We start from the raw sequence: 25,431 nt of genomic DNA, 5'->3' as shown, positions 1-25,431 counted from the left end.
CGGAGCCGAACCGAACCGAGCCGGGGGCCGGAGCCGGAGCCGGAGCCGGAGCTGGGCCCGCCCCGGCCCCGTCCCGGGTCTGCCTGGCCCTGCCCCGCCCCGGCCCACCCCTTGCCCGGCCCCGCCCAGGGCCGGGGCCCCTCACCTCACCAGCGCCTCCCACTCCTTCCGGTAGGCGGCGATCCGCTCCTCGTACCCCTGCTGGAAGCCGGCGGCCTCGGCGGGGCCGAGCCCGCTCCAGGCCATCCGCTCCGGCGGCATGAACCGGGCCACGTCTCCGGCGGCGGTCGCCGTGGCCCCGGCGACCGCACCGCCCTTCTGCCGGGCGGCCAGGATCTGGAGCCCGAGGTGCGGGAGCAGCGCCTCGAACTCGCCCAGCGGTCTGCCCGCCGCGGCCCTCAGCCGCCGCTCCGGCACCGGCTCGACCCGGCCGCTCTCCGCCAGTCCCTTCACGGCGAGCAGTGCCGCGTACACCTGCCCCCACCGGTACGGCTTCCCGTCCTCGATCCGCCCCACAGCACTCCCTCCATGGCGTCACTCTCCGTCACCACCTTCCTACCCGCGAGAACGCCGAACCCGCACACCTGGCGGACACTCGCCACACCGTTCCCCGTTCGGCCCACGGGCCCCACGAACGCGCCGGGCGAGCGCCGGGAACGTCCCCGCAGCGCCCCCGGCGCGCCCCGAGTGCGCCCGAAACGTTCCGCCGAATTGTTACAGCGGGATGAAATCGCACGTCGGGGGTGTTGGCGCAGGCGATACAGCGGGACGGACGGGAGGACCTTCGTGGCGGCGGTCGGGGAAGAACAAGGGGAAGAATCGCGGGGCTGGGCGCGCAGGCTCGCCGGATACGCGTGGCGGTACCGGACCAACACACTGCTCGCGCTCGGCTCCTCGCTGCTCGGCATGGCCGTGCTCGCGATGGTGCCGCTCGTCACCAAAGTGATCATCGACGACGTCATCGGGACGAAGACCCGGGGCCTCGGCGTCTGGACCGGCCTCCTCATCGGCGCCGCCGTCCTCGTCTACGCCCTCACCTACGTCCGCCGCTACTACGGCGGACGCCTCGCGCTCGACGTCCAGCACGACCTGCGCACCGACATGTACGCGACGATCACCCGGCTCGACGGGCGGCGGCAGGACGAGCTGTCCACCGGGCAGGTCATCGGCCGGGCCACCAGCGACCTCCAGCTGATCCAGGGCCTGCTCTTCATGCTCCCGATGACCCTCGGGAACGTCCTGCTCTTCCTCATATCCCTGGCCGTCATGGCCTGGCTGTCCCTGCCGCTGACCCTCGTCGCCCTCGCCGTGGCGCCCGCCCTCTGGTACATCGCCCGGCGCAGCCGTACCCGGCTCCATCCCGCCACCTGGTACGCGCAGCAGCAGGCCGCCACCGTCGCCGGGGTCGTCGACGGCGCCGTGACCGGCGTCCGGGTCGTCAAGGGCTTCGGCCAGGAGGACCAGGAGACCGGCAAGATCCGCGAGGCCGGGCGCAAGCTCTACGCGGGCCGTCTCCGTACGATCCGGCTGAACTCCCGCTACACCCCGGCGCTCCAGGCCGTCCCCTCCCTCGGCCAGGTCGCCGTCCTCGCGCTCGGCGGCTGGCTCGCCTACCGGGGCCAGATCACCCTCGGCACCTTCGTCGCCTTCTCCGCGTACCTGGCGTCCCTCGTCGGCCCGGTCCGGATGCTCGCCATGGTCCTCACCGTCGGCCAGCAGGCCCGCGCGGGCGTCGACCGGGTCCTCGACCTCATCGACACCGAGCCGCTCGTCGAGGACGGCACCAAGGAACTCCCGGCCGACGCCCCCGCCAGCGTCGAGTTCGACGACGTGAGCTTCTCCTACCGGGACGGCCACCCGGTCCTCGACGGCTTCTCCCTGGAGATCCGGCCCGGCGAGACCGTCGCCCTCGTCGGCGCCTCGGGCTCCGGCAAGTCCACCGTCTCCCTGCTCCTGTCCCGCTTCTACGACGTCTCGCGCGGCGCCGTCCTCGTCGGCGGCCACGACGTCCGCGAACTCACCCTCGACTCGCTGCGCGCCGCCGTCGGACTCGTCCCCGAGGACTCGTTCCTCTTCTCCGACACCGTCGGCGCGAACATCGCCTACGGCCGCCCCGACGCCACCCGGGAGCAGATCGAGGCCGCCGCCCGTGCCGCCCGCGCCGACCGGTTCATCGCCGAACTGCCCGAGGGCTACGACACCAAGGTCGGCGAGCACGGCCTCACCCTCTCCGGCGGCCAGCGCCAGCGGGTCGCGCTGGCCCGCGCGATCCTCACCGACCCCCGGCTGCTGCTCCTCGACGACGCCACCTCCGCCGTCGACGCCAAGGTCGAGCACGAGATCCACGAGGCCCTGAGGTCGGTCATGGCGGGCCGGACCACCCTCCTCATCGCCCACCGCCGCTCCACCCTCGGCCTCGCCGACCGCATCGCCGTCCTGGAGGACGGGCGGCTCGCCGACATCGGCACCCACGCCGAGCTGGAGGCCCGCTCCCCGCTCTTCCGCCGCCTCCTCACCGACCCCGAGGAACTGGGCGCGGTCTCGCCCGGCCACCCCACCGCCGTCGTACCGCCCGAGGACCACACCCTGCGGGCCGAGCTGGACGCGGAGTTCGACGCCGAGCGGGGCATCACCCCGGCCCTGTGGATACGGGAGGAGAAGCCCAGCCGGGACAGCCGGGACAGCCGGGACAGCCGGGACAGCCGGGACAGCACAGTGCCCGGGGCCACCCCCGAACTGCTCGCCGCCGTCGCGGCCCTGCCGCCCGCCGAGGACACGCCGGACGTCGACGAGACCCGGGCCGTCTCGCCCGAGGAGTCCTACGGGCTCCGCAGGCTGCTGCGCGGTTTCGGCGTGCCGCTCCTCATCAGCCTGGGCCTGGTCGCCATGGACGCGGGCGCGGGCCTGCTGCTGCCGGTCCTGATCCGGCACGGCATCGACGAGGGGGTGAACCAGCTCGCGATCGGGGCCGTCTGGGCGGCCTCCGCGCTGGCCCTGGTGACGGTCCTCGTGCAGTGGGTGGCGCAGACCGCCGAGACCCGGATGACCGGCCGCACCGGCGAGCGGGTCCTCTACGCGCTGCGGCTGAAGATCTTCGCCCAGCTCCAGCGGCTCGGCCTCGACTACTACGAGCGCGAGCTGACCGGCCGGATCATGACCCGGATGACCACCGACGTGGACGCCATGTCCTCGTTCCTGCAGACGGGCCTGGTCACCGCCTTCGTCTCGGTGGTCACCTTCTTCGGGATCATGGTGGCGCTGCTCGTCCTCGACCTCCAGCTCGCCCTGGTGGTCTTCGCCACCCTGCCGGTCCTCGCCGTCGCCACGTACTACTTCCGCCGCTCCAGCGTGCGGGCCTACGAACTGGCGCGCGACCGGATCAGCGTGGTCAACGCCGACCTCCAGGAGTCGGTCTCGGGGCTCCGGATCGTGCAGGCGTTCCGCCGCGAGCGGTCCGGCACGGCCCGGTTCGCCGAGCGCAGCGACGCGTACCGCGAGGCCCGCGTCCGGGGCCAGTGGCTGATATCGGTCTACTTCCCGTTCGTGACCCTGCTGTCCTCGGCCGCCGCCGCCGCCGTCATGATCGTCGGCGCGAACCGGATCGAGGGGGGCACGCTCACCACCGGCGCGCTCGTCGCCTACCTCCTCTACATCGACCTGTTCTTCGCACCCGTGCAGCAGCTCTCCCAGGTCTTCGACGGCTACCAGCAGGCCGCCGTCTCCCTGAAGCGGATGCAGGAACTCCTCCGGGAGCCGACGTCCACCGCCGCCCCCGGCGCCCCCCTCGACGTGCCGTCGCTGCGCGGCGAGATCGCCTTCGAGAACGTCTCCTTCGCGTACGGGGGCGAGGACGGGGCCCCGAAGGACGAGACCGCGCTGTCCGGCATAGACCTGCGGATACCGGCCGGCCAGACCGTCGCGTTCGTCGGCGAGACCGGAGCGGGCAAGTCCACCCTGGTCAAGCTGGTCGCCCGGTTCTACGACCCGACGGGCGGCCGGGTCACCGCCGACGGCACCGACCTGCGGGACCTGGACCTCACGGCGTACCGGCACCGGCTCGGCGTCGTCCCGCAGGAGGCGTACCTCTTCGCGGGGACGATCCGTGACGCCATCGCGTACGGGCGTCCCGGAGCGAGCGACGCGGAGGTGGAGGCGGCGGCCCGCGCGGTCGGCGCCCACGACATGATCGCCACCCTCGACGGCGGCTATCTGCACGAGGTCGCCGAGCGGGGCCGCGACCTGTCCGCCGGGCAGCGCCAGCTCGTCGCCCTGGCCCGCGCCGAGCTGGTCGACCCGGACGTGCTGCTCCTCGACGAGGCCACGGCGGCCCTGGACCTGGCCACCGAGGCGCAGGTCAACCAGGCCACCGAGCGGCTCGTGGGCCGCCGGACGACGCTGGTCGTGGCCCACCGGCTGACCACGGCGGCCCGCGCCGACCGGGTCGTCGTCATGGACCGCGGCCGGATCGTGGAGGACGGCACCCACCGGGAACTCCTGGCGCTCGGCGGCCGGTACGCGTCGCTGTGGAGCACCTTCGTCGGCGAGGAGAGCGTGGACGAGGGGGAGCCGGAGCGGGTGTGACCGGGGGCGGCGGGACCGGCAGGCCCATCCGTGCCCCGGCCGGGCGGCCCGTGACCCGGGAGGCGGCGGGGGAGCCGGGACCCGGTCCCCGGCCGCCCCCCGCCGTGCGGGACCGTCAGAAGTAGCCGAAGAAGCGCCAGCGCTGGTTGGCGTTCTGGGACTCCCACACCTTGTTGTTCCACTGGGCGACCGGCGCCCCGTACGCGGTGCTGTCGCCCGAGACGTCGGCGACGAGACCGCTGTGGTCGTTCCGGAGCACGGTGCTGTTCGTGTACGGGATGTCGGTCCACCACTGGCTCGCGCCCGCGTGGCAGTCCCAGACCCGCAGCGGTGCGCCCGGGTCGGTGCGCCAGTCGGCGACCTCCAGGCACTTGCCGCGCGCCTGGGCGTTCTCGTAGCGCACCGAGACCGAGCCGTCCGCGTTCCTGCGTTCGTGGTGGATCCAGCGCTGGTTGAGGCCCCCGTTGCAGCCCCACTGCTGGGCCGGGGCGCCGTTGTGGGTCTGGCCGCCCGGTATCTCCAGGCACTGCCCGCTGTTGACGTTCCGGATGTCGTACCACCAGGCGGGTTCGTCGGCGCTCGCCTGTCCGGGCAGCAGGACGAGCGCCGCTCCCAGGGCGACCGCGCCGGTCACCGTCGTCCTCGCCAGGTTCTTCATGATCCCCATGTCCGGGCTCCTCGGCCTTCGGAAGGTCCTGAAACGATCTTGCCGCCGAGCTTAGGGGTCCCTCGCCCCCGGGAGCCCCGGAGGCAACCGTTCCGCCTCGGGGCGCGTCGTACGCCCGTACGCGGATCTTCCCGGAGAGGGGTCACATGGGCAGGGACACGGCGGCCGTCCGGCCGGGGCGGTGGGCGGTCCGGGTCCTCGTGACCGGGCTCGCCGCCGTCATGCTGCTCGTCCTGCCCGGTGCCGGGCCGTTCTCCGGGGCCGACGCCGCCGACGCGGCGAGCGTCTGCCGGGGGCGGCCCGCCAAGACCGTCTCCTTCTCCACCGGCGAGCTGCGGCTCTACCGGACCCGCCACTACGCCTGCGCGGTCACCGTCGCCAAACGGCCCGGCGTCCACCGGGCGATGTCCGTCTCCCTCCAGCCGCGTGGCGCAAGGCCCGCCGTCCGGTCCGGACGGTTCGACCGGCAGGCCGGGCCCGTCACCGTCCACGCCCTCAACCGCTGTGTCCGCGCGGCAGGTTCGGTGGCCGGACGGGGCACCGCCACCGGCTGGATCCTGTGCTGATGCGAAGGAAAGTCCAAGGGTAAGGACCAACTGGGTCTGGCGGTCCACACGTCACCCCCGCTAGGTTCACGGCACCGTTGTGAATCAAGGGGAGGACGAATGCGCAAGTCGCTGAGATGGGCCGCGGCTCTTTCGCTGCTCATAGGCACCGTCGGCTCGACCGGTGTGGCCACCGCCGCGGACACCGACACGAGCCGCACGGCCGTCGCGGACTCGCAGAGCACGGACATCAAGGACCGCATCCTGGCGATCCCCGGGATGAGCCTGATCGAGGAGAAGCCGGTCGCCGGCTACCGCTTCTTCGTCCTCAACTACAAGCAGCCGATCGACCACCGCCGCCCCTGGGCCGGTACGTTCGACCAGCGGATCTCCGTCCTCCACAAGGACACGGCCCGCCCCACGGTCTTCCGCACCAGCGGTTACTCGCTCAGCACCGCCCCGAGCCGTGCCGAACCGACCCGGATCATCGACGGCAACCAGGTCTCCATGGAGTACCGCTTCTTCACGCCGTCGCGTCCGCAGCCCGCCGACTGGTCGAAGCTCGACATCTGGCAGGCGGCCAGCGACCAGCACCGGATCTTCACCGCCCTGAAGAAGATCTACGACCAGAAGTGGCTCTCCACCGGCGCCTCCAAGGGAGGCATGACCGCCACCTACTTCGAGCGCTTCTACCCGCGTGACATGGACGGCGTCGTCGCCTACGTCGCCCCGAACGACGTGGTCGACAAGGAGGACTCGGCCTACGACCGCTTCTTCGCGACCGTCGGCACCAAGGAGTGCCGCGACCGCCTCAACGGAATGCAGCGCGAGGCCCTCGTCCGCCGCGCCCCGCTCCAGGCCAAGTACAAGGCGTGGGCCGAGGCGCAGGGCGCCACCTTCCACACGATCGGCACCGTCGACAAGGCGTACGAGGCCGTCGTCCTCGACTTCGTGTGGGGCTTCTGGCAGTACTACGGCCAGGACGTCTGCGACCAGATCCCGGACGCGAAGACCGCGAGCGACGACACCGTCTACGACACGATCGACGCCTACTCCGGCTGGTCCGCCTACACCGACCAGGGCCTGGAGCCGTACACGCCGTACTACTACCAGGCGGCCACCCAGCTCGGCTCGCCCAGCATCAAGCAGCCCCACCTCAAGGGCCTCAGCCGTTACGGCTACCAGCCCGCCCGCAACTTCGTGCCGCGCGAGATCCCGATGAAGTTCCAGCCGCACGCCATGCGGGACGTCGACAACTGGGTCCGCAACAACGCGGACCGGATGCTCTTCGTCTACGGCGGCAACGACCCGTGGGGCTCGGAGAAGTTCCATCTCGGCAAGAAGGCGCGCGACAGCTACGTGTACACGGCGCCGGGCGCCAACCACGGGGCGAACGTGGCCGGTCTGGTCGACGCCGAGCGCGAGAAGGCCACCGCCCGCATCCTCGCCTGGGCCGGAGTCCCCGCCCCCGCGGTCGCGGCGGCGCAGCCCCTCGCCCGCTTCGACGCCCGCATCGACAAGCCGGTCGACGAGGACGCGACGAAGGAGCACGGCCTGCGGCCGTGACACCCGGCTGACCACGGTCACCGGCAGCGGGGCGCGTCCGGCGGCGCGCCCCCCTGCCGGTGCCGTGTCCGGTGTCCCGCCCGGCGGGGCGGGACACCGTCAGCGCCTCGACGGCCCGTGCCGGTCGTCCGGGTGACATGCCGTCAGCACCTCGGCAGCCCGTACCCGACCGTTCGGGTGAGGTGCCGTCAGCGGTACGACAGCCCGTACCCGACCGGATAGAGCACCTTCGTCGGGTCGTCCGCGCTCTGGACCGGGACCGGGAGCCGTCCCACCGGCCGGGCCCGGCCCGCCAGCACCCGTACGGCCGCGCGGAGTTCGACATCGGTCCACGCGTACGTGGCGAGCGTCGCCCGCTGCCCGGACAGCCGGGCCACGTCGTACGGGTTGCGGATCGCGAGCGTCACCACCGGCACCCCGGTCGCCGCGAGCCGCGCGACCAGCGTCCGCTGCGCACTGGCCCCGGTGACGTTGTACGTCCCCACCAGGACGACGTCCTTCCCGGCCGCAGCGGCCACCGCCTCCTCGATCCGCGCCGCCGTCGGAGCGGTCCCGGTCGAGAGCGCCGTCGCGGTGAACCCCAGCTCGCGCAGGGCCGTCGCCAGGGTCGCGGTCGGCGGGCCCGTGGTCCCGGACGGGGACGCCGGATCGGCGCCGACGACCAGGACCGAGCCGTGCCGTGCCGGGCTCAGCGGCAGGAAGCCGCCCTCGTTGACCAGGAGCGTCGTGGTGGCCTCCGCGATCCGGTCGGCCTGGGCGAGGTGCGCGGGGTTCCCGACCACCCGGGCGACGCCCGCCCGGGTCACGTACGGATTCCGGAGGAGGCCCAGCCCCGCCTTCAGGCGCAGCACGCGCAGGATCGATTCATCGAGCCGCCGTTCCGTCAGCTCGCCGTCCTCGACCGCCTTCAGGACCGCGTTCCAGGCCACGTCCAGCTTCGGCGGGTTGAGGAGCTGGTCCACGCCCGCCTTCAGGGCGAGCACCGGGACGCGCTCGTCGCCGTACTTGGTGCGCACCCCCTCCATGCCGAGGGCGTCGGTCACCACCACCCCGTCGTAGCCGAGCCGCTCGCGCAGGACCCCGGTGAGGATCGGCCGGGACAGGGTCGCCGGGTCCTCGCTCGGGTCCAGCGCCGGGACCACGATGTGCGCGGTCATGATGGAGTCGATGCCCGCCGCGACGGCCGCCCGGAACGGCGGGGCGTCCAGCTCCTCCCACTCCTCCCGGGTGTGGGTGATCGTCGGCAGCCCGTAGTGGCTGTCCACGGCGGTGTCCCCGTGTCCGGGGAAGTGCTTCGAGGTCGCCGCCACCCCGGCCCGCCGGTAGCCCTGGACCTGCGCGGTGACCAGCCCGGCGACCGCCGCCGGGTCGGAGCCGAAGGACCGGACCCCGATGACCGGGTTGGCCGGGTTCACATTGACGTCCGCGACCGGGGCGTAGTTCTGCCGGATGCCGATCGCGGCCAGTTCGGCGCCCGCGATCCAGGCCGCCCGGCGGGCGTCCGCGCGCGAGCCCCCGGCGCCCAGGGCCATCGCCCCGGGCAGCAGGGTGGCGGGCTCGCCCACCCGGCAGACGATGCCGTGCTCCTGGTCGGTCGAGATCAGCACCGGGACCCGGGAGCCCCGGGCGAGCGCCGCCTGCTGGATGCCGTTGGACAGCTCGGCGATCTGGAACGGGTCACGGGTGTTGTGGGCCCACGTGAAGTAGATGATCCCGCCGACGTGGTAGCGCTCGACCAGCTCGGCGGCGGTCCGTACGCCGATCTCCCGGAGGTTGGCGTCCACGTCCGCCTGGTCGGGGGCGGTCGCGGAATGCCCGTACACCCGCATCACGAAGAGCTGGCCGACCTTCTCCGCCAGGGACATCCGGTCGACGATCCGCCGGAGCCTCCGGTCGTCGGGCCGTTCGCGTGCGGTGCGGGCGGTGGCGGTGCCCGCCCCGGTGGCGGTCGCCGCGACGGCGGCGGCGGTCACCGTGAGAAGGGTGCGTCTGGAGGGAGTGGGAGTGGAGAGGGAGGTGGGGGCGCGGTGGTGCACTGATGCTCCTTCCGGCCGTGCGGGGGGAGGACTCGTGCGGAGGCGTCCGGTGAAGGAAACTTCCACGGAGTCACGGATAGCCCGAAAGTAACTGCCAGGTCAAGGACCCGTGCGGGAATCACCCACGGCGGCGATCCCGGGCCAGAGTTCCTGGAGCGTACGGACCGTCTCCCGGATCGCCGGGCGCCGCGCCGCCCCGGTCCGCCACATGGCGTGCAGCCGGCGCGTCGGCATCGGGTCGAGCCGCACCGCCACCACCTCCGGCGGCAGCGCCCCGCGCCCCAGCCGGGGCACCAGGGCGATCCCCAGACCGGCCGCCACCAGCGCCACCTGCGTGTGGTTCTCCTCCGCCCGATGCGCGATCAGCGGCTCGAACCCCGTCGTCCGCAGCGTCCGCGTCAGCCAGTCGTGGCACACCGTCCCCGGCGGCTGCGAGATCCACCGCTCCGCCGCCAGCTCCTCCCGCCGCACCGACACCCGGCCCGCCAGCGGATGCTCCCGGTGCACCAGGAGGTCGCACCGGTCGTCCCCGATCACCGCCTGCTCGACCCCCGGCGGCGCGGGCAGCGGCGCGATGTCCCAGTCGTGCGCCACCGCCAGGTCCACCACGCCCCGCGCCACCAGATCGACCGAGAGGTGCGGGTCCACCTCCGAAAGGCGCGCGTCCAGGTCCGGGTGGAGCCGGGTCAGCTCCGCGAGCGCCCGGGGCATCAGACCGCGCGCCGCACTCGCGAAACAGGCGATCGAGAGCCGCCCCGAAGGCAGCCCGCGCCGCTCCTCCAGCCGCACCTCCGCCTCCTCCACGAGCGCGAGCAGCCGCTGTGCCGTGCCCGCGAGCTGGTGCGCCTCGTCGGTGAGCCGGATGCCCCGCCCGCTGCGTTCAAGCAGGGTCGTACGGGTCTCCCGCTCCAGCTTCCCGATCTGCTGGGAGACCGCCGACGGCGTGTAGCCGAGCGCGGCGGCGGCGGCGCCGACGCCGCCGTGGACGGCGACGGCGTGCAGGGCGCGGAGACGGCCGAGATCCAGCACGGAAACCCTCCTGGGGGTGCGGTCCTCCATGGATGTAGTACCGCTACATCCCACCATGAAGGAACCCGTGCTGGTGCTACACGGTCGGCGGCGGCCATGCTCGACGCCATGCGCCCCGCCCACCTCGCCCTCGCCGCCCTCGTCGCCGCCGTCTGGGGAGTGAACTTCGTCGTCATCGAGATCGGCCTCGACCACTTCCCGCCGCTGCTCTTCTCCGCCCTCCGCTTCCTCGCCGCCGCCCTGCCCGCCGTCTTCTTCGTGGGCCGCCCCACCGTGGCCTGGAAGTGGATCGTGGGCGTCGGACTCGCGCTGGGCGTCGCCAAGTTCGGGCTGCTCTTCACCGGCATGGACCTCGGCGCGCCCGCCGGACTGTCCTCCCTCGTCCTCCAGGTCCAGGCCGTCTTCACCGCCCTCTTCGCCTTCGCCGCCCTCGGCGAACGCCCCCGCCCCCGCCAGCTGGCGGGCATGGGCGTCGCCCTCGCGGGCATCGGCGTCGCCGCCGCCTCCGAGGCCGGAGGGGGCGCCGCCGGATCGTTCCTCGGCTTCGGCCTGGTGATCGCGGCGGCGGCCTGCTGGGGCGTCTCCAACGTCCTGACCCGCAAGGCGGCCCCGCCCGACGCGCTCAACTTCATGGTCTGGGTCAGCACCGTGCCCGTGCTGCCGCTGCTCGCCCTCTCCCTCCTCCTCGAAGGGCCCGAGCGGGACCTCGCCGCGCTGCGCGCGCTCGACCCGGCCGGTGCCGGGGTCATCGTCTACGTCGCCTGGATCACCACCGTCTTCGGCTTCGGCGCCTGGGGCTGGCTGCTGCGCCGGTATCCCGCCTCCTCCGTGGCCCCCTTCTCCCTCCTCGTGCCCGTCTTCGGCATGTCCTCGGCGGCGTTCTTCCTCGGCGAGGGGGTGGGCCCGGCCCGCTGGTGCGCGGCGGCGCTGCTCGTCGGCGGGGTGGCCCTCACCTCCTTCGCCCCCGGCCGGAAGTCCCCCGATCCCGGCCGGAAGTTGCCCGCCCCCGGCGGGAAATCTCTCGCCCCCGGCCGGAAGCGGCGGCCCGAGCCCGGGAACCCCGTGGCGCAGGAGGCGCCCGTCCCCGTAGCCTCCTCGGGTCCCGCCCACGAGGAAAGGCCCGTATGACCTTCGAGCACCTCACCGTCGACGCCCCCGTGCCCGTGCCCGGAGCGGTCCTCCTCGCGGGCATCCCCGGCAGCGGCAAGTCGACCGTCGCGGCGGCCCTCGCGGCCCGCTTCGCCCGCGCCGCGCACATCGAGGTGGACGCCCTCCAGTCCCTCGTCGTGAGCGGCTGCCGGTGGCCCACCCCCGAAGGCGACCCGGAGGCGGACCGGCAGATCCTGCTGCGCGCCCGCAACGCGACCCTCCTCGCGGACAGCTTCGCCGCCGCCGGTTTCCTCCCGGTCATCGACGACGTGGTGGTGCGCCGCTCCCACCTGGACTTCTACCGGGCCCACAGCGGGCGGACCCCGCTCCACACGGTGATCCTGGCCCCGGGCCCGGAGAAGGCATGGGAACGGAACAACGCCCGCGACAAGCGCCTGACGACGAACTGGGCGTTCCTGGACGAGGCGATGCGCGCGGAACTCGCGGACGAGGGCGTCTGGCTCGACAACGCGGACCTGACGGTGGAGGAGACGGTGGACGCGGTCCTGACGGCCACGGGGCTACGACCCTGAGCGGGGGGCGCGCGGCCGTACGGCCCTGAGCCTGGGGGCGCGGCCGTACGGCCCTGGACCCCGGGCCTGACCGCCTGCCCTCGTGCCCTCGTGCCCTTGAGTCCGGGGCCCCCGGCCCGACAGCCCTGGGCCGACCGTACGGCCCCGATGCCCGGCGCGGCCGACCTCGGCCGGGCTCGCCCCGCCCGGGGCCGCCGCCCGGCCCGCCCACGGGGACGTCGCACCGGGGGCATCGCACCGGGAAGGCCCGACGGTTCACCGCCTCCCGCACCGAGCCGGGAGCCAGCCGCTCACCCGCGCCGGGCCGAAGCCCGGACTCCCGGGACGTACCGGGCCGAGCTCGTACGGGCCCCGGGCCGTCCCGTACCGCACCTGTGCCGTCCGGCCCGTCGGGCCGCACCGCGTCCGCCGCCCGCCGGGCCCCCTCACCCCCGTGGCGCCCCCGTCGACCCCCGTACGACCAGCTCCGCCGGGACCGTCTCCGGGCCGTCCCCCGACGGGGTCTCCGTGCCCATGGCCAGGCGGCCCGCCCGTACGCCCGTCTCGTACAGCGGGAGGCGGACCGTCGTCAGGGACGGCACCGCGTCGATCGAGAACGGCAGGTCGTCGAAGCCCGCGACGGACACGTCCCCGGGGACGGACAGGCCCCGCTCGCGCAGCGCCGCGCAGACGCCCAGCGCCACCGTGTCGTTGGCGGCGACCACCGCCGTGAGCCCGGGGTCACGGGCGAGCAGCTCGGCCGTGGCGTCGTATCCGGCCCGCCGGTCGTACGCCCCGTGGACCGTCGGCCCCTCCGGGACCCCCGCCGCCGCGAGCGCCTCCCGGTGTCCTTCGAGCCGGTGCCGGGTCGTCGTGCGGTCGACCGGGCCCGCCGCGTACCCGACGCGCCGGTGGCCGAGACCGAGCAGGTGCTCGGTGAGGAGCCGCGCGCCGGTCCGGTTGTCGAAGGCGAGCGCGGCGGTGGGCGTGTCGCCGGGCGCGGGCGGGCGCCCGCACAGCACGACCCTGGTCCCGGCCTCCGCGAGCTTCGCGAGCTTCACCGTGGTGGCCGCCAGGTGCTCGGGGTCCTCCAGGGAGCCGCCCATCAGGATGACGGCGGCGGCCCGCTGCCGCTGGAGCAGGGTGAGGTAGGTCAGTTCGCGGGTGGCGGACCCGCCGGTGTTGCAGACGACGGCGAGCTTCTCGCCGCCGCCGCGCCCGGAACCGGTCTCGCCTATGGCGCTCTGCGCGGCCCCGGCCATGATCCCGAAGAAGGGGTCGGCGATGTCGTTGACGAGGACGCCGACCAGGTCGGAAGTGGCGGCGGCGAGCGAACTGGCGGGTCCGTTGAGGACGTAGTCCAGCTCGTCGACGGCCTGCAGGACCCGGTCGCGGGTGGTCGCGGCGACCGGGTAGTTGCCGTTGAGGACGCGGGAGACGGTGGCGGGGGAGACCCGTGCGCGGGCGGCCACGTCCGCCAGGGTGACGGTCATCGGGTGCGTACCTCCGGGGCCTTGTCGACGGCGATGTCGGCAGGCTAGCGTCATCGGCGATGGAAAGCGCTTTCTATCGGGGCGCGGAACGCCGGGGAGAGGAACCTTTCGTGACACGCAGGACAGTCCGCATCGCCATGAACGGCGTCACCGGACGCATGGGACACCGCCAGCACCTCGTCCGCTCGATCCTCGCCCTCCGCGAACAGGGCGGCCTGGACCTCGGGAACGGCGAGACCCTCTGGCCCGAGCCCGTCCTCGTCGGCCGCCGCGAACCCGCCCTGCGCGCCCTCGCCGAGCGCCACGGCCTCACCGAGTGGTCCACCGACCTCGACGCCGTCCTCGCCGACGACACCGTCGACATCTACTTCGACGCCCAGGTCACCTCCGCCCGCGCCGACGCCCTCACCCGGGCCATCGGAGCCGGGAAGCACATCTACACCGAGAAGCCCACCGCCACCGGCCTCGCGGGCGCCCTCGAACTCGCCCGCCTCGCCGAGGCCAGGGGCGTCCGCCACGGCGTCGTCCAGGACAAGCTCTTCCTGCCGGGACTCCGCAAGCTGAAGCGCCTCGTCGACGGCGGCTTCTTCGGCGAGATCCTCTCCGTGCGCGGCGAGTTCGGCTACTGGGTCTTCGAGGGCGACTGGCAGGACGCCCAGCGCCCCAGCTGGAACTACCGCGCCGAGGACGGCGGCGGCATCGTCGTCGACATGTTCCCGCACTGGGAGTACGTGCTCCACGAGCTGTTCGGCCGCGTCACCTCCGTCAGCGCCCATGTCTCCACCCACGTCCCGCGCCGCTGGGACGAGGACGGCAAGCCGTACGAGGCGACCGCCGACGACGCCGCCTACGGCGTCTTCGAGCTGGAGGGCGGCGCCGTCGCCCAGATCAACTCCTCCTGGGCCGTCCGCGTCCACCGCGACGAACTCGTCGAGTTCCAGGTCGACGGCACCCACGGCTCCGCCGTCGCCGGACTGCGCGGCTGCCGCGTCCAGCACCGCTCGGCCACCCCCAAGCCCGTCTGGAACCCCGACATCCCGGCCACCGAGTCCTTCCGCGACCAGTGGCAGGAGGTCCCCGACAACGCCGAGTTCGACAACGGCTTCAAGGCCCAGTGGGAGCTGTTCCTGCGGCACGTCGTCCTCGGCGAGCCCTACCACTGGGACCTCCTCGCGGGCGCCCGGGGCGTCCAGCTCGCCGAACTCGGCCTGCGCTCAGCCGCCGAGGGCCGCCGCCTCGACGTCCCCGAGGTGACCCTGTGATCCGGCTCCCCGGACCCGACGGCGGAACCCGGGAGCACGAGCCCCGCACCGCGCCCCTCGCCCTCGCCCCGGCCGGCCCCCCGGCCTCCCGCACGGTCTTCGCCGCCGCCCACGTGGTCGCCGACCCCTTCGCCCGCACCGCTCCCGACGCCCCCGCGGCCGTCGACTGGGACGCCACCCTCGCCTTCCGCCGCCACCTCTGGTCCCACGGCCTCGGGGTCGCCGAGGCCATGGACACCGCCCAGCGCGGCATGGGCCTCGACTGGGCGGGCGCGGCCGAGCTGATCCGCCGCTCGGCCGCCGAGGCGAAGGCCGTCGGCGGCCGGATCGCCTGCGGCGTCGGCACCGACCAGCTCACCGGCACCGACCGGCTCACCGGCCCCGCCGGTCTGCCGGCCGTCCGCGAGGCGTACGAGGAGCAGCTCGCGCTCGTCGAGGAGACCGGCTCCCGGGCCGTCCTGATGGCCTCCCGCGCGCTCGCCTCCGCCGCGCGGGGCCCGGACGACTACCTCGACCTGTACGGCCACCTCCTGCGCCAGTCGACCGAGCCGGTGATCCTGCACTGGCTCGGCCCGATGTTCGACCCGGCGCTCGACGGCTACTGGGGCTCGGCCGATCTGGACGCGGCGACGGAGACCTTCCTGGAGGTCGTCGCCGCCCACCCCGACAAGGTCGACGGCATCAAGGTCTCCCTCCTCGACGCCCGGCGCGAGGTCGAACTGCGCCGCCGTCTCCCGGAGGGCGTCCGCTGCTACACCGGCGACGACTTCCACTACCCCGAGCTGATCGCGGGCGACGACCGGGGCTTCAGCCACGCCCTGCTGGGGATCTTCGACCCGCTGGGGCCGCTGGCGGCGCACGCGGTGCGGACCCTGGACACCGGTGACACGGAGGGCTTCCGGGCGCTCCTCGACCCCACGGTGGAGCTGTCCCGCCACCTCTTCGAGGCCCCGACCCGCTTCTACAAGACGGGCGTGGTCCTCCTCGCCTGGCTGGCCGGGCACCAGGAGCACTTCACGATGGTCGGCGGCCTCCAGTCCGCCCGCTCCCTGCCGCACCTCGCGCGCGCCTACGAACTCGCCGACCAGCTGGGCCTGTTCCCCGATCCGGGCCTCGCGGAGGACCGCATGAGGTCCCTGCTCGCCGTCCACGGGGGCATCCGGTGAACCCCGGCCGTCTCAGCGTCAACCAGATGACGGTCAGGCAGCTCGCCCTGCCCGAGCTGGTGTCGCACTGCGTCCGCCTCGGGATCGGCGCCGTCGGCCTGTGGCGCGAACCGGTCCAGGAGTACGGGGTGGCGGCGGCGGCCGAACTCGTGCGGGACGCGGGCCTCACCGTCACCACCCTGTGCCGCGGCGGCTTCTTCACCTCGGACGGCTGGCTCGCGGAGAACCGGGCGGCGATCGACGAGGCCGTGACGCTCGGCACCGACACCCTCGTCCTGGTCTCCGGCGGACTCACCCCCGACTGCCCGGACCTGCCCTCGGCGCGCGCCCGCGTCACCGAGGCCATCGGCGAACTCGCCCCGTACGCGGGGGAGCGCGGGGTCCGCCTCGCGGTGGAGCCCCTCCACCCGATGTACGCGGCCGACCGGTGCGCGGTCTCCACCCTGGACCAGGCCCTGGACATCGCGGAGCGCTTCCCGGCGGAGCAGGTGGGCGTGGTGGTCGACACGTACCACCTGTGGTGGGACGACCGGGCCCCGGCGGCGGTGGAACGCGCGGGCCGGACGGGCCGCCTCCACTCCTTCCAGCTCGCCGACTGGACGACCCCGCTCCCGGCGGGCGTCCTCACCGGCAGGGGCCAGTTGGGCACCGGCGCGATCGACCTCCGCGCCTGGTGCGACCTGACGGGGAAGGCGGGCTGGACGGCCCCGGTGGAGGTGGAGATCTTCAACGAGGACCTGTGGGCGAGGGACGGCGTGGAGGTCCTGGAGGAGACGCTGGAGGCGTTCCTGAAGATCTGACCCCCGGGGCGCGGCGGACTCCGCCCGTACGGCCCGCGCCGGTCGGGGCCCGCCACCGCCCGCCACCGCCCGGCGCGGCCCGTCCGCAGTCGCCGGGCGGGCCGTACGCCGGGGGCTACTTCTTCGGCCCGCCCAGCAGGTCCCCGAGACCACCCTTCTTCTTCCCGGCCGCGCGCTTGGTGAGGACCGCCAGGACGACCGGGACGAGGAGCTGGACCGCGCGGTCGGCGGTGGCCGGGGGGATGCCGGTGCGCTTGGCCACGGCGCTCGCCGCGGGTCGGGCCAGCCGGGTGAGGAGCCCGGCCATCAGGCCGCCGCCCATCAGCCCGCCGAACGCGGCGACGCCCCGGAGCGGGGGTTCGGAGGAGGCGACCTCGTCGACGGCGGCGCGGACCTCGTCCGCCTCGCCCGGTTCGGAGGCGGCCAGGCGCAGCTCGCCGGACAGCTCGGCGACCGAACTGCCCACGACCTCCCGGGCTCCGGCGGCGTCCGTGCCGAGCACCCCGGCGATCTCCTGGAGCCGATCGTCGCCCAGCTCGTTCAGGACGTCGTCCTGGAAAGATCCGTCGCTCATGCGGACCACGCTATGACGGGTGGGGCGGGTCGGCACGTCGAGCCCCCGGGGGCCTCGGGGGCGGGGCCGTCCCGGCGCGGCCGCGCGGGCCCGGGAGATCCCCACCGCCTTCCGTAGAATCGGCCGTCCGGGTCGGCAGGTCGTCTCCTGCCCTGGTTCCGCCTTCAGGACCGAGCGAACGGACACGACTCCATGTACGTCAGCAGGATCCACATCGAGAACATCAAGTCGTTCCACGGGCCCCGCACGGTCGACCTGGAGCTGACCCGGCCCGACGGCAGTCACGCCGGGTGGACGGTGCTCGCGGGCCGCAACGGATCGGGCAAGACGACCCTGCTGCGTGCCCTGGCCCTGGCCCTGAGCGGCCCGGTGGCGGCGCGCGGACTCGTCCAGGGCTTCGAGAACTGGATCGCCCGGGGGACGGGGGTCGGCCTGGCCGAGGCGGAGATCGTGAGAGACCGGAGCTTCGACAGGTTCAGTTCCGGGGGAAGGACCGTGGACGAGTTCTGGACCGGGGTCCAGTGGACCGCGCCGGGCGAGGCGAGCGGTGTCCGCCGTGGCGCGCGGCCCGCGCTGGAGGAAGTCCGGTACAGGAAGGCACCGGCAACCACACCGGCCCGGCGCGGCCCGTGGGCCGACAACCCCACGGGCTGGTTCTGCGCCGCGTACGGGCCGTTCCGGCGGATGGCGGGCGGCTCCGGAGACGTACAGCGGCTGATGCTGGCCTCCGGCCCGGTCGCCCGCCAGGCCAGCCTGTTCCACGAGGACGCCTCCCTCGCCGAGGGCGTCGCCTGGCTGATCGAGCAGCACCTGCGCGCGCTGGAGGGCAAGGAAGGCGCCGAAGCCCTGAAGAGGGCGGCCCTGTCCATCCTGGGAGACGGGCTCCTGCCGGACGGATACCGCGTGGACGACGTGGACTCCGAGGGGCTCTGGGTCACCCGCGACGGACAGCGTTTCCCCCTGCGCGAGATGAGCGACGGGTTCCGTACGGTCGCCTCCCTCGTCGTCGATCTGCTCAAGCAGATCCACGACGCGTTCGGTGAGGCGGCGTTCCCCGGGGACGGCGAGGGCCTCCGGACGGTCCGCGTCCCCGGAGTCGTGATCATCGACGAGATCGACGCCCACCTCCACGTCAGCTGGCAGCGTCGCATCGGGCCGTGGCTGACCTCGCGCTTCCCCCGCATCCAGTTCGTCGTCACCACGCACAGCCCGTACATCTGTCAGGCGGCCGACCCCGGCGGTCTGATCCGTCTCCCCGGAGTGGACGAGGAGGCCGCGCCGGAAGTGGTGACGCGGGACCTGTACGAGCGCGTGGTCTTCGGCAGCGGGGACGACGCGGTCCTCTCCGAGCTGTTCGGCCTGGACACCCCGTACTCCGAACGGGCCGAGCGGCTGCGGGCCGAGCTCGTGGAGCTGGAGGCGAGCGTCTACGACGGTGACACGTCGGAGGAGACCCTCTCCCGCTACGAGGAGCTGAAGGGCCTGCTCACCAGTTCACCGACGGCCCGTCTGGACGAGATGTCCGCCCGTCTCCAGCGGCTCTCGCACGAGATCGCGGAGGGAGGCGCGCGATGATCCGGCTTCGGCGTACCGCGCTGCCGCCGGAGACGGTGACGCGACTGGGGGAGTACACCGAGAAGATCGCGGCAGAGGCGACGGAGAAGGCCCGTAAGGACAAGGCCAGGTGCCTCTGGGGCGCCCGGCGGAGCGTACGTCCCGTGCTCCTCGCCGCGCTCACGGAGATGGCGCCCGGCCATGCGCGGTGCATGTACTGCGGTGACAGCCAGGGGACGGACATCGATCACTTCGACCCGAAGAGCCGTACTCCGCTCCGTACCTTCGACTGGCCCAACCATCTGCTGGCCTGCTCGTACTGCAACAGCAACCAGAAGCGGGACCTGTTCCCGACCGACGGAGACGGTGCCCCGCTCCTGCTCGACCCCACCTCGGGGGATCCGCTGGACCACCTGCGTCTGGTGCTTCCCCTCGGTGAGTACAGGGCGAGGACGCCACAGGGCCAGGCGTGCATCGACGTGTTCGGGCTGAACAGCAGACCGGTCCTGGTCAAGGGACGAGTGGACGCCTACGCGACGTCCCGGCACGCCCTGGAACTGTGGCGCGTCGTCACGGACAAGGGGCGGCACGACAAGGCGAGGGAGATCGTCCAGGTCTCCTGGAACCGCCCGCTCGCCGACGTGCTCGTCGCGATGTTCCACCAGTCCGGGCACCCCGCGGCCGAGGCGCTCTTCGCGGGTGAGGGCGATGTACTGGCCCTTCTGCGCGATCCGCAGCTCCGCGAGGGTTTCCTGAACCGGTCGTGACCCCTTCTGCCGCTGGTCTCCGGCCCTTCGGGTCCCGGCGGCTCAGGCGGAGAAGCGTCCGTCCCTGACGGCGGTGACGAAGGTGGACCAGCCGTCGGCCGAGAAGACGAGGGCGGGGCCGGTCGCGGTCTTGCTGTCCCGGACGGGTGCGCCGATGTGGCCACGGGCGAGTTCGAGGCATTCGCCCTGATCACCGCCGCTGTAGCTGGACTTGAACCATCCGGTGAGGGAGGACGAGTCGGGGACGATGTGCTCACTGCGGTCCATGTGCGTACTCCTCTGCTGGGTCAGGCGGGGAAGCGTCCGTCCCTGACGGCGGTGACGAAGGTGGACCAGCCGCTGGCCGAGAAGACGAGGGCGGGGCCGGTCGCGGTCTTGCTGTCCCGGACGGGCGCGCCGACGTGGCCACGGGCGACCTCGACGCAGTCGCCCTGACCGCCGCCGCTGTAGCTGGACTTGAACCATCCGGTGAGGGAGGACGAGTCGGGGACGGTGTGCTCACTGCGGTCCATGTGCGTGCTCCTCGGCTGCCGCCCTGACGAGGGCCAGTGACTCCTGCTGCGACAACGCGTCGCTCAAAGCCAGAGCGTAGGACGTCTGGCTGGCGTTCACCAGCGCCGGATCATCCATCAAGTTCCCGGTGAGGAAGCCTTCGACGTAAGCCAAGGGGGCGGAATCCTCGAAGCTCATGAGGGTGAGATAGCTCTCCAGAAGCGCGTGCGCCCCGACGGCGTACGGAATGACGTGCAGGCGCAGCCGACCCGATTCGGCCATGTTCGCGATCTTGCGCAGTTGTTCCGTCATGATGTCCGGGCTGCCGACCTTGCGCCGCAGTACCGCCTCGTCGAGCAGCGTCCACACAACAGGGTGCGTCGGCTGGTCGAGCAGCTTCCGGCGCTTTGTTCGGATGACAACGGCCTCGTCAAGCTGCTCGGCCGTATGGTTCGGGTGGTAGGCGCGGAAGAGAGCGCGCGCGTAGTCGTCGGTCTGGAGCACCCCAGGGACCAGAGAGAGGGCGAACTGCTGGATCAAAGATGCCTGTTGCTCCAGTTCTGCCGCCGCCGCGAAATGGTCCGCGTACTTCGACTCCAGATCCTCCAGCCACCGTGTGAAGAACCCGTCCGTTCCCAGCGCGTGGTCGATCCGCCGTGCGTCCTCGATGCTCGGCAGCCGCCGCCCCGCCTCGAAGTGGCTGATCAGCGTGGGCGAACAGACGACGAGGTCGCCCAGCGCCTCCTGGGTGAGACCGGCGGCGATCCGCCGCAGCCTCAGCTCCTCCCCGTACTTCTGACGCTGTGTACGCGGTTTGCGTCCCTGTTCCATGCGTGCGACTCCCCGACCTGACCGATGCGCTGTCAAGGCTCTTCCCCTGGAAGCGTAGCCAGAGGTGACCCCACTCTGTGAGGGATTCGACACACAAAGCGACGAAAGCGGGTCCCCATGTCCTCTCGCCTCGCACAGCTGACGGAGGCGCTCGCCCGGTGCCTCCGTCCCTCCCGATGGAGGGCGGCGTGCCTCCGGCCGGTCCCGTCCCGGGCCGCCCACCCGTACTCCTGCGTGTACGTCCAGGGCCCGGTCAGGGGCCTTCTCGGGATCCCCCGGCCGGGAGCGGAGCTCCGTACGCCACCGGTGCTCCCGTCCGGGGTGATCTGGTGAACGCCGGACGGCTGCTGCCCTGGACGGGGGAGGACGGCCGCCCCTGCTACCTGGTGTCCGACGGCACCGGCAGGGTGACCCGGCTCGCCGACGACATCGAGGCCCTCCAGCTCGGGATGGCCGGTGACCTCCTCGCCCACGCCGCCGAACTGCTCGCGGACAGCCGGGCGTCCAGCGGTGAACTGCGCTACCTCGCGCGCTGCCTGACCGGGGCGCTGAGAGACGTGAAACGGGTCGCGGACAGCCGGGGAGGACAGCTCGTACGGCGGGAGCGCTGACGATCCGGACAGGCGGGCCGCCGCACTGTCCGAGCCCTTCGCTACCGTCGGGGCATGTCCAATGAGGGTCGTGGTCCGGGGCCGGCGGTGCTCGAAGGGGTGCTGGAGCGCATCACCTACGCCAACGAGGAGAACGGGTACACGGTCGCCCGCGTCGACACCGGGCGCGGGGCCGGGGACCTGCTCACCGTGGTCGGTTCGCTGCTCGGCGCGCAGCCGGGGGAGTCGCTGCGGATGGAGGGCCGCTGGGGCTCCCATCCGCAGTACGGCAAGCAGTTCACCGTCGACAACTACACGACGGTGCTGCCCGCCACCATCCAGGGCATCCGCCGCTATCTCGGCTCCGGTCTGGTCAAGGGCATCGGGCCGGTCTTCGCCGACCGCATCACCCAGCACTTCGGGCTCGACACCCTCGACGTCCTGGAGGAGGCCCCGGCCCGGCTGATCGAGGTGCCGGGCCTGGGCCCCAAGCGGACGAAGAACATCACCGCCGCCTGGGAGGAGCAGAAGGCCATCAAGGAGGTCATGGTCTTCCTCCAGGGCGTCGGCGTCTCCACGTCCATCGCGGTCCGCATCTACAAGAAGTACGGGGACGCCTCCATCTCCGTCGTGCGGAACCAGCCCTACCGGCTCGCCGCCGACGTGTGGGGCATCGGCTTCCTCACCGCCGACAAGATCGCCCAGGCCGTCGGCATCCCCCACGACAGCCCCGACCGGGTCAAGGCCGGGCTCCAGTACGCCCTGTCGCAGTCCAGCGACCAGGGCCACTGCTTCCTGCCCGAGGAGCGGCTGATCGCCGACGCCGTGAAGCTCCTCCAGGTGGACACCGGGCTCGTCATCGAGTGCCTCGCCGAGCTGGCCGAGGACCCCGAGGGGGTCGTACGGGAGACCGTGCCGGGCCCGGAGGGGACGCCCGTCACCGCCGTGTACCTGATCCCCTTCCACCGGGCCGAGCTGTCCCTCGCCGGGCAGCTGCGGCGGCTGCTGCGAGCCGAGGAGGACCGGATGCCGGGCTTCCGGGACGTGGCCTGGGACAAGGCCCTCGGCTGGCTCGCCGACCGCACCGGGGCCTCCCTCGCCCCCGAGCAGGAGGAGGCGGTACGGCTCGCCCTGACCCAGAAGGTCGCCGTCCTCACCGGCGGGCCCGGCTGCGGCAAGTCCTTCACGGTCCGGTCCGTGGTGGAGCTGGCCCGCGCGAGGAAGGCCAAGGTCGTCCTCGCCGCGCCCACCGGCCGGGCGGCCAAGCGGCTCGCCGAGCTGACCGGCGCCGAGGCGTCCACGGTCCACCGGCTCCTGGAGCTGAAGCCGGGCGGGGACGCGGCCTACGACCGGGACCGGCCGCTCGACGCCGATCTGGTGGTGGTGGACGAAGCCTCCATGCTCGACCTGCTCCTGGCGAACAAGCTGGCCAAGGCGGTGGCACCGGGTGCCCATCTGCTGCTCGTGGGGGACGTGGACCAGCTCCCCTCGGTCGGTGCCGGGGAGGTCCTGGGGGATCTGCTCGCCCCCGGGAGCCCCGTACCGGCGGTGCGGCTGACCCGGATCTTCCGGCAGGCCCGGGAGTCCGGGGTGGTGCTCAACGCGCACCGGATCAACGCGGGCACCCCGCCGCAGACCACCGGACTGCCGGACTTCTTCCTCTTCGCGGAGGAGGAGACGGAGGACGCCGCCAGGGTCGCCGTCGAGGTCGCGGCCCGGCGCATTCCGGCCAAGTTCGGCCTCGACCCGCGCCGGGACATCCAGGTCCTGGCCCCCATGCACCGGGGTCCGGCGGGCGCGGGCGCGCTCAACGGGCTGCTCCAGCAGGCGATCACCCCGGCCCGTCCGGACCTTCCGGAGAAGCGCTTCGGCGGCCGGGTCTTCCGGGTCGGCGACAAGGTCACCCAGATTCGCAACAACTATGAGAAGGGGGCCAACGGGGTCTTCAACGGTACGGTCGGCGTCGTCACGGCCCTGGACGCCGACGAGCAGCGGCTGACCGTGCGCACGGACGAGGACGAGGAGGTGCCGTACGACTTCGACGAGCTGGACGAACTCGCCCACGCGTACGCGGTCACCATCCACCGCTCGCAGGGCAGCGAGTATCCGGCGGTGGTCATTCCGGTCACCATGAGTGCCTGGATGATGCTTCAGCGGAACCTGCTCTACACGGCCGTGACGCGGGCCCGGAAGCTCGTCGTCCTCGTCGGTTCGCGCCGGGCCATCGCCCAGGCGGTCCGTACGGTCTCGGCGGGGCGGCGCTTTACCGCACTGGCCCACCGGCTCACAGGTGGCGCCCTGGTGTGAAAGATCACGGAGGGCTTCCGGAACCGGGGCGAACGGGGCAGGATGTGAAGGTTGGCGGCACTGAGTGCCGCCAATTGGCCCAATGGTCGACCCCGAGTGCACTCTCCTGAGCCAAATGGGGGATGGTAGAGACAGTCAGGGCACCTCGAAAAGAGGCACTACGTCGGTGAGGGATGACGTGAGCGACAACTCTGTAGTACTGCGGTACGCGGACGGTGAATACACCTACCCGGTGGTCGAGAGCACCGTCGGTGACAAGGGCTTCGACATCGGGAAACTCCGAGCCCAGACCGGTCTGGTCACCCTGGACAGCGGATACGGCAACACCGCCGCCTATAAATCCGCGATCACCTATCTCGACGGAGAGCAGGGGATCCTCCGGTACCGCGGTTACCCGATCGAGCAGCTGGCCGAGCGCTCCACCTTCCTTGAGGTGGCGTACCTGCTGATCAACGGCGATCTGCCGAAGGTCGACGAGCTGGCGACCTTCAAGAACGAGATCACGCAGCACACGCTGGTCCACGAGGACGTCAAGAACTTCTTCCGTGGGTTCCCCCGGGACGCCCACCCGATGGCGATGCTGTCCTCGGTGGTCTCCGCGCTGTCCACCTTCTACCAGGACAGCCACAACCCGTTCGACGAGGAGCAGCGCCACCTCTCCACGATCCGGCTGCTCGCGAAGCTGCCGACGATCGCCGCGTACGCGTACAAGAAGTCGATCGGTCACCCGTTCGTCTACCCGCGCAACGACCTCGGCTACGTCGAGAACTTCCTGCGGATGACCTTCTCGGTGCCGGCGCAGGAGTACGACCTGGACCCGGTCGTCGTCGCCGCCCTCGACAAGCTGCTCATCCTGCACGCGGACCACGAGCAGAACTGCTCGACGTCCACCGTGCGTCTGGTCGGCTCCTCGCAGGCGAACATGTTCGCCTCGATCTCCGCGGGCATCTCGGCCCTCTGGGGCCCCCTGCACGGCGGCGCCAACCAGTCGGTCCTGGAGATGCTGGAAGGCATCCAGGCCAACGGCGGCGATGTCGACTCCTTCATCCGCAAGGTGAAGAACAAGGAGGACGGCGTCCGCCTGATGGGCTTCGGCCACCGGGTGTACAAGTCCTTCGACCCGCGCGCCAAGATCATCAAGGCGGCGGCGCACGATGTCCTGTCGGCCCTCGGCAAGTCCGACGAGCTGCTGGACATCGCGCTGAAGCTGGAGGAGCACGCGCTCTCCGACGAGTACTTCGTCTCGCGCAACCTCTACCCGAACGTGGACTTCTACACGGGTCTGATCTACCGCGCGATGGGCTTCCCGACGGAGATGTTCACCGTGCTGTTCGCGCTCGGCCGCCTGCCGGGCTGGATCGCCCAGTGGCACGAGATGATCAAGGAGCCGGGTTCCCGCATCGGCCGCCCGCGCCAGATCTACACCGGTGAGGTCCTGCGCGACTTCGTCCCGGTCGAGGCCCGCTGAACGGGACCTCCCCCCCTGAGGTGAGCGACGCGCCCCGCGGCC

22 protein-coding genes are annotated in these 25,431 nt (G+C 72.6%); 13 read left to right on the top strand and 9 right to left on the bottom strand.

The features are described 5' to 3' along the window. Nucleotides 1–141 precede the first annotated feature (141 nt). Entirely contained in the window at nt 142–516 is a 375-nt protein-coding gene (locus tag ACIO92_RS21235) for a hypothetical protein (protein ID WP_366441144.1), read from the bottom strand. Between the two features lie 270 nt (nt 517–786). Here ACIO92_RS21235 and ACIO92_RS21230 point away from each other — a divergent pair, with 270 nt between their 5' ends. Further along, on the top strand, nt 787–4,581 hold the full coding sequence (locus tag ACIO92_RS21230; protein WP_402282842.1) for an ABC transporter ATP-binding protein: 3,795 nt from the start codon (nt 787–789) through the stop codon (nt 4,579–4,581). Between the two features lie 115 nt (nt 4,582–4,696). Here ACIO92_RS21230 and ACIO92_RS21225 read toward each other — a convergent pair whose 3' ends face one another. Next, the gene (locus ACIO92_RS21225; RefSeq protein ID WP_401237329.1) at nt 4,697–5,248 is read right to left on the bottom strand and encodes an RICIN domain-containing protein; all 552 of its coding nucleotides are present in this window, start codon (nt 5,246–5,248) and stop codon (nt 4,697–4,699) included. 221 nt (nt 5,249–5,469) lie between these two features. On the opposite strand from ACIO92_RS21225, the gene ACIO92_RS21220 reads away from it, so the two are divergent. Continuing rightward, nucleotides 5,470–5,814, top strand: a complete 345-nt coding sequence (locus ACIO92_RS21220) for a hypothetical protein (RefSeq protein ID WP_401237356.1) — start codon at nt 5,470–5,472, stop codon at nt 5,812–5,814. A 99-nt stretch (nt 5,815–5,913) separates the two neighbouring features. Beyond that, nucleotides 5,914–7,359 (top strand): S28 family serine protease, encoded by a 1,446-nt coding sequence (locus ACIO92_RS21215; protein ID WP_366441148.1) that lies wholly within the window; start codon nt 5,914–5,916, stop codon nt 7,357–7,359. 188 nt (nt 7,360–7,547) lie between these two features. On the opposite strand, the gene ACIO92_RS21210 is transcribed toward ACIO92_RS21215, so the two are convergent. Together ACIO92_RS21210 and ACIO92_RS21205 are read right to left on the bottom strand one after the other, a co-directional pair. Next, nucleotides 7,548–9,332 (bottom strand): glycoside hydrolase family 3 protein, encoded by a 1,785-nt coding sequence (locus tag ACIO92_RS21210; RefSeq protein WP_401237330.1) that lies wholly within the window; start codon nt 9,330–9,332, stop codon nt 7,548–7,550. A gap of 162 nt (nt 9,333–9,494) precedes the next feature. Beyond that, the gene (locus ACIO92_RS21205) at nt 9,495–10,424 is read right to left on the bottom strand and encodes a LysR substrate-binding domain-containing protein (RefSeq protein WP_366441150.1); all 930 of its coding nucleotides are present in this window, start codon (nt 10,422–10,424) and stop codon (nt 9,495–9,497) included. Nucleotides 10,425–10,532: 108 nt separating this feature from the next. On the opposite strand from ACIO92_RS21205, the gene ACIO92_RS21200 reads away from it, so the two are divergent. Together ACIO92_RS21200 and ACIO92_RS21195 are read left to right on the top strand one after the other, a co-directional pair. Then, nucleotides 10,533–11,552 carry an EamA family transporter gene (locus tag ACIO92_RS21200; protein WP_402282845.1) on the top strand — a complete coding sequence of 340 codons (1,020 nt, stop codon included), beginning with the start codon at nt 10,533–10,535 and terminating at the stop codon, nt 11,550–11,552. Then, on the top strand, nt 11,549–12,106 hold the full coding sequence (locus ACIO92_RS21195) for an AAA family ATPase (protein WP_366441152.1): 558 nt from the start codon (nt 11,549–11,551) through the stop codon (nt 12,104–12,106). The genes ACIO92_RS21200 and ACIO92_RS21195 overlap by 4 nt, the downstream gene beginning before the upstream one ends. 425 nt (nt 12,107–12,531) lie before the next feature. On the opposite strand, the gene ACIO92_RS21190 is transcribed toward ACIO92_RS21195, so the two are convergent. After that, nucleotides 12,532–13,578: a LacI family DNA-binding transcriptional regulator gene (locus ACIO92_RS21190; protein ID WP_366441153.1), complete on the bottom strand. Its 1,047-nt coding sequence runs from the start codon at nt 13,576–13,578 to the stop codon at nt 12,532–12,534. Nucleotides 13,579–13,688: 110 nt separating this feature from the next. On the opposite strand from ACIO92_RS21190, the gene ACIO92_RS21185 reads away from it, so the two are divergent. Genes ACIO92_RS21185 through ACIO92_RS21175 form a run of 3 tightly spaced genes read left to right on the top strand, consistent with a single transcriptional unit; the run spans nt 13,689 to nt 16,806 of the window. Beyond that, nucleotides 13,689–14,840 (top strand): Gfo/Idh/MocA family oxidoreductase, encoded by a 1,152-nt coding sequence (locus ACIO92_RS21185; protein ID WP_366441154.1) that lies wholly within the window; start codon nt 13,689–13,691, stop codon nt 14,838–14,840. Beyond that, nucleotides 14,837–16,006, top strand: a complete 1,170-nt coding sequence (locus tag ACIO92_RS21180) for a dihydrodipicolinate synthase family protein (protein WP_366441155.1) — start codon at nt 14,837–14,839, stop codon at nt 16,004–16,006. Before ACIO92_RS21185 ends, ACIO92_RS21180 begins: the two co-directional genes overlap by 4 nt. 26 nt (nt 16,007–16,032) lie before the next feature. Beyond that, a complete protein-coding gene (locus ACIO92_RS21175; RefSeq protein WP_402282848.1) occupies nt 16,033–16,806 on the top strand; it encodes a sugar phosphate isomerase/epimerase family protein in 774 nt (257 codons plus the stop codon). Between the two features lie 115 nt (nt 16,807–16,921). Here ACIO92_RS21175 and ACIO92_RS21170 read toward each other — a convergent pair whose 3' ends face one another. Continuing rightward, entirely contained in the window at nt 16,922–17,380 is a 459-nt protein-coding gene (locus tag ACIO92_RS21170) for a DUF937 domain-containing protein (protein WP_366441157.1), read from the bottom strand. 192 nt (nt 17,381–17,572) lie between these two features. On the opposite strand from ACIO92_RS21170, the gene ACIO92_RS21165 reads away from it, so the two are divergent. After that, the gene (locus ACIO92_RS21165) at nt 17,573–18,955 is read left to right on the top strand and encodes an ATP-binding protein (protein ID WP_366441158.1); all 1,383 of its coding nucleotides are present in this window, start codon (nt 17,573–17,575) and stop codon (nt 18,953–18,955) included. Then, nucleotides 18,952–19,701 carry an HNH endonuclease gene (locus ACIO92_RS21160; RefSeq protein ID WP_366441159.1) on the top strand — a complete coding sequence of 250 codons (750 nt, stop codon included), beginning with the start codon at nt 18,952–18,954 and terminating at the stop codon, nt 19,699–19,701. Before ACIO92_RS21165 ends, ACIO92_RS21160 begins: the two co-directional genes overlap by 4 nt. A 42-nt stretch (nt 19,702–19,743) precedes the next feature. Here the strand turns inward: ACIO92_RS21160 and ACIO92_RS21155 are convergent, their stop codons facing one another. Genes ACIO92_RS21155 through ACIO92_RS21145 form a run of 3 tightly spaced genes read right to left on the bottom strand, consistent with a single transcriptional unit; the run spans nt 19,744 to nt 21,024 of the window. Continuing rightward, nucleotides 19,744–19,968 carry a DUF397 domain-containing protein gene (locus ACIO92_RS21155; RefSeq protein ID WP_401237335.1) on the bottom strand — a complete coding sequence of 75 codons (225 nt, stop codon included), beginning with the start codon at nt 19,966–19,968 and terminating at the stop codon, nt 19,744–19,746. 20 nt (nt 19,969–19,988) lie between these two features. After that, a complete protein-coding gene (locus tag ACIO92_RS21150; RefSeq protein ID WP_402282852.1) occupies nt 19,989–20,213 on the bottom strand; it encodes a DUF397 domain-containing protein in 225 nt (74 codons plus the stop codon). Further along, nucleotides 20,200–21,024, bottom strand: coding sequence for a helix-turn-helix transcriptional regulator (locus ACIO92_RS21145; protein WP_366441162.1), 825 nt, complete (start codon nt 21,022–21,024; stop codon nt 20,200–20,202). Before ACIO92_RS21145 ends, ACIO92_RS21150 begins: the two co-directional genes overlap by 14 nt. Before the next feature lie 329 nt (nt 21,025–21,353). On the opposite strand from ACIO92_RS21145, the gene ACIO92_RS21140 reads away from it, so the two are divergent. The 3 genes from ACIO92_RS21140 to ACIO92_RS21130 all read left to right on the top strand — a co-directional run bounded on the left by ACIO92_RS21140 (nt 21,354) and on the right by ACIO92_RS21130 (nt 25,389). Then, the gene (locus ACIO92_RS21140) at nt 21,354–21,635 is read left to right on the top strand and encodes a hypothetical protein (RefSeq protein WP_366441163.1); all 282 of its coding nucleotides are present in this window, start codon (nt 21,354–21,356) and stop codon (nt 21,633–21,635) included. A 54-nt stretch (nt 21,636–21,689) separates the two neighbouring features. Next, the gene (locus ACIO92_RS21135) at nt 21,690–23,921 is read left to right on the top strand and encodes an ATP-dependent RecD-like DNA helicase (RefSeq protein WP_402282854.1); all 2,232 of its coding nucleotides are present in this window, start codon (nt 21,690–21,692) and stop codon (nt 23,919–23,921) included. A 178-nt stretch (nt 23,922–24,099) separates the two neighbouring features. Further along, nucleotides 24,100–25,389, top strand: a complete 1,290-nt coding sequence (locus ACIO92_RS21130) for a citrate synthase (protein ID WP_351782392.1) — start codon at nt 24,100–24,102, stop codon at nt 25,387–25,389. Nucleotides 25,390–25,431 lie beyond the last annotated feature (42 nt).

The organism is Streptomyces sp. NPDC087215, from assembly GCF_044744885.1.
Taxonomy (GTDB): domain Bacteria; phylum Actinomycetota; class Actinomycetes; order Streptomycetales; family Streptomycetaceae; genus Streptomyces.
The sequence above is the reverse complement of the archived record's forward strand: the minus strand, read 5'-3'. Positions and strand labels throughout refer to the sequence as shown.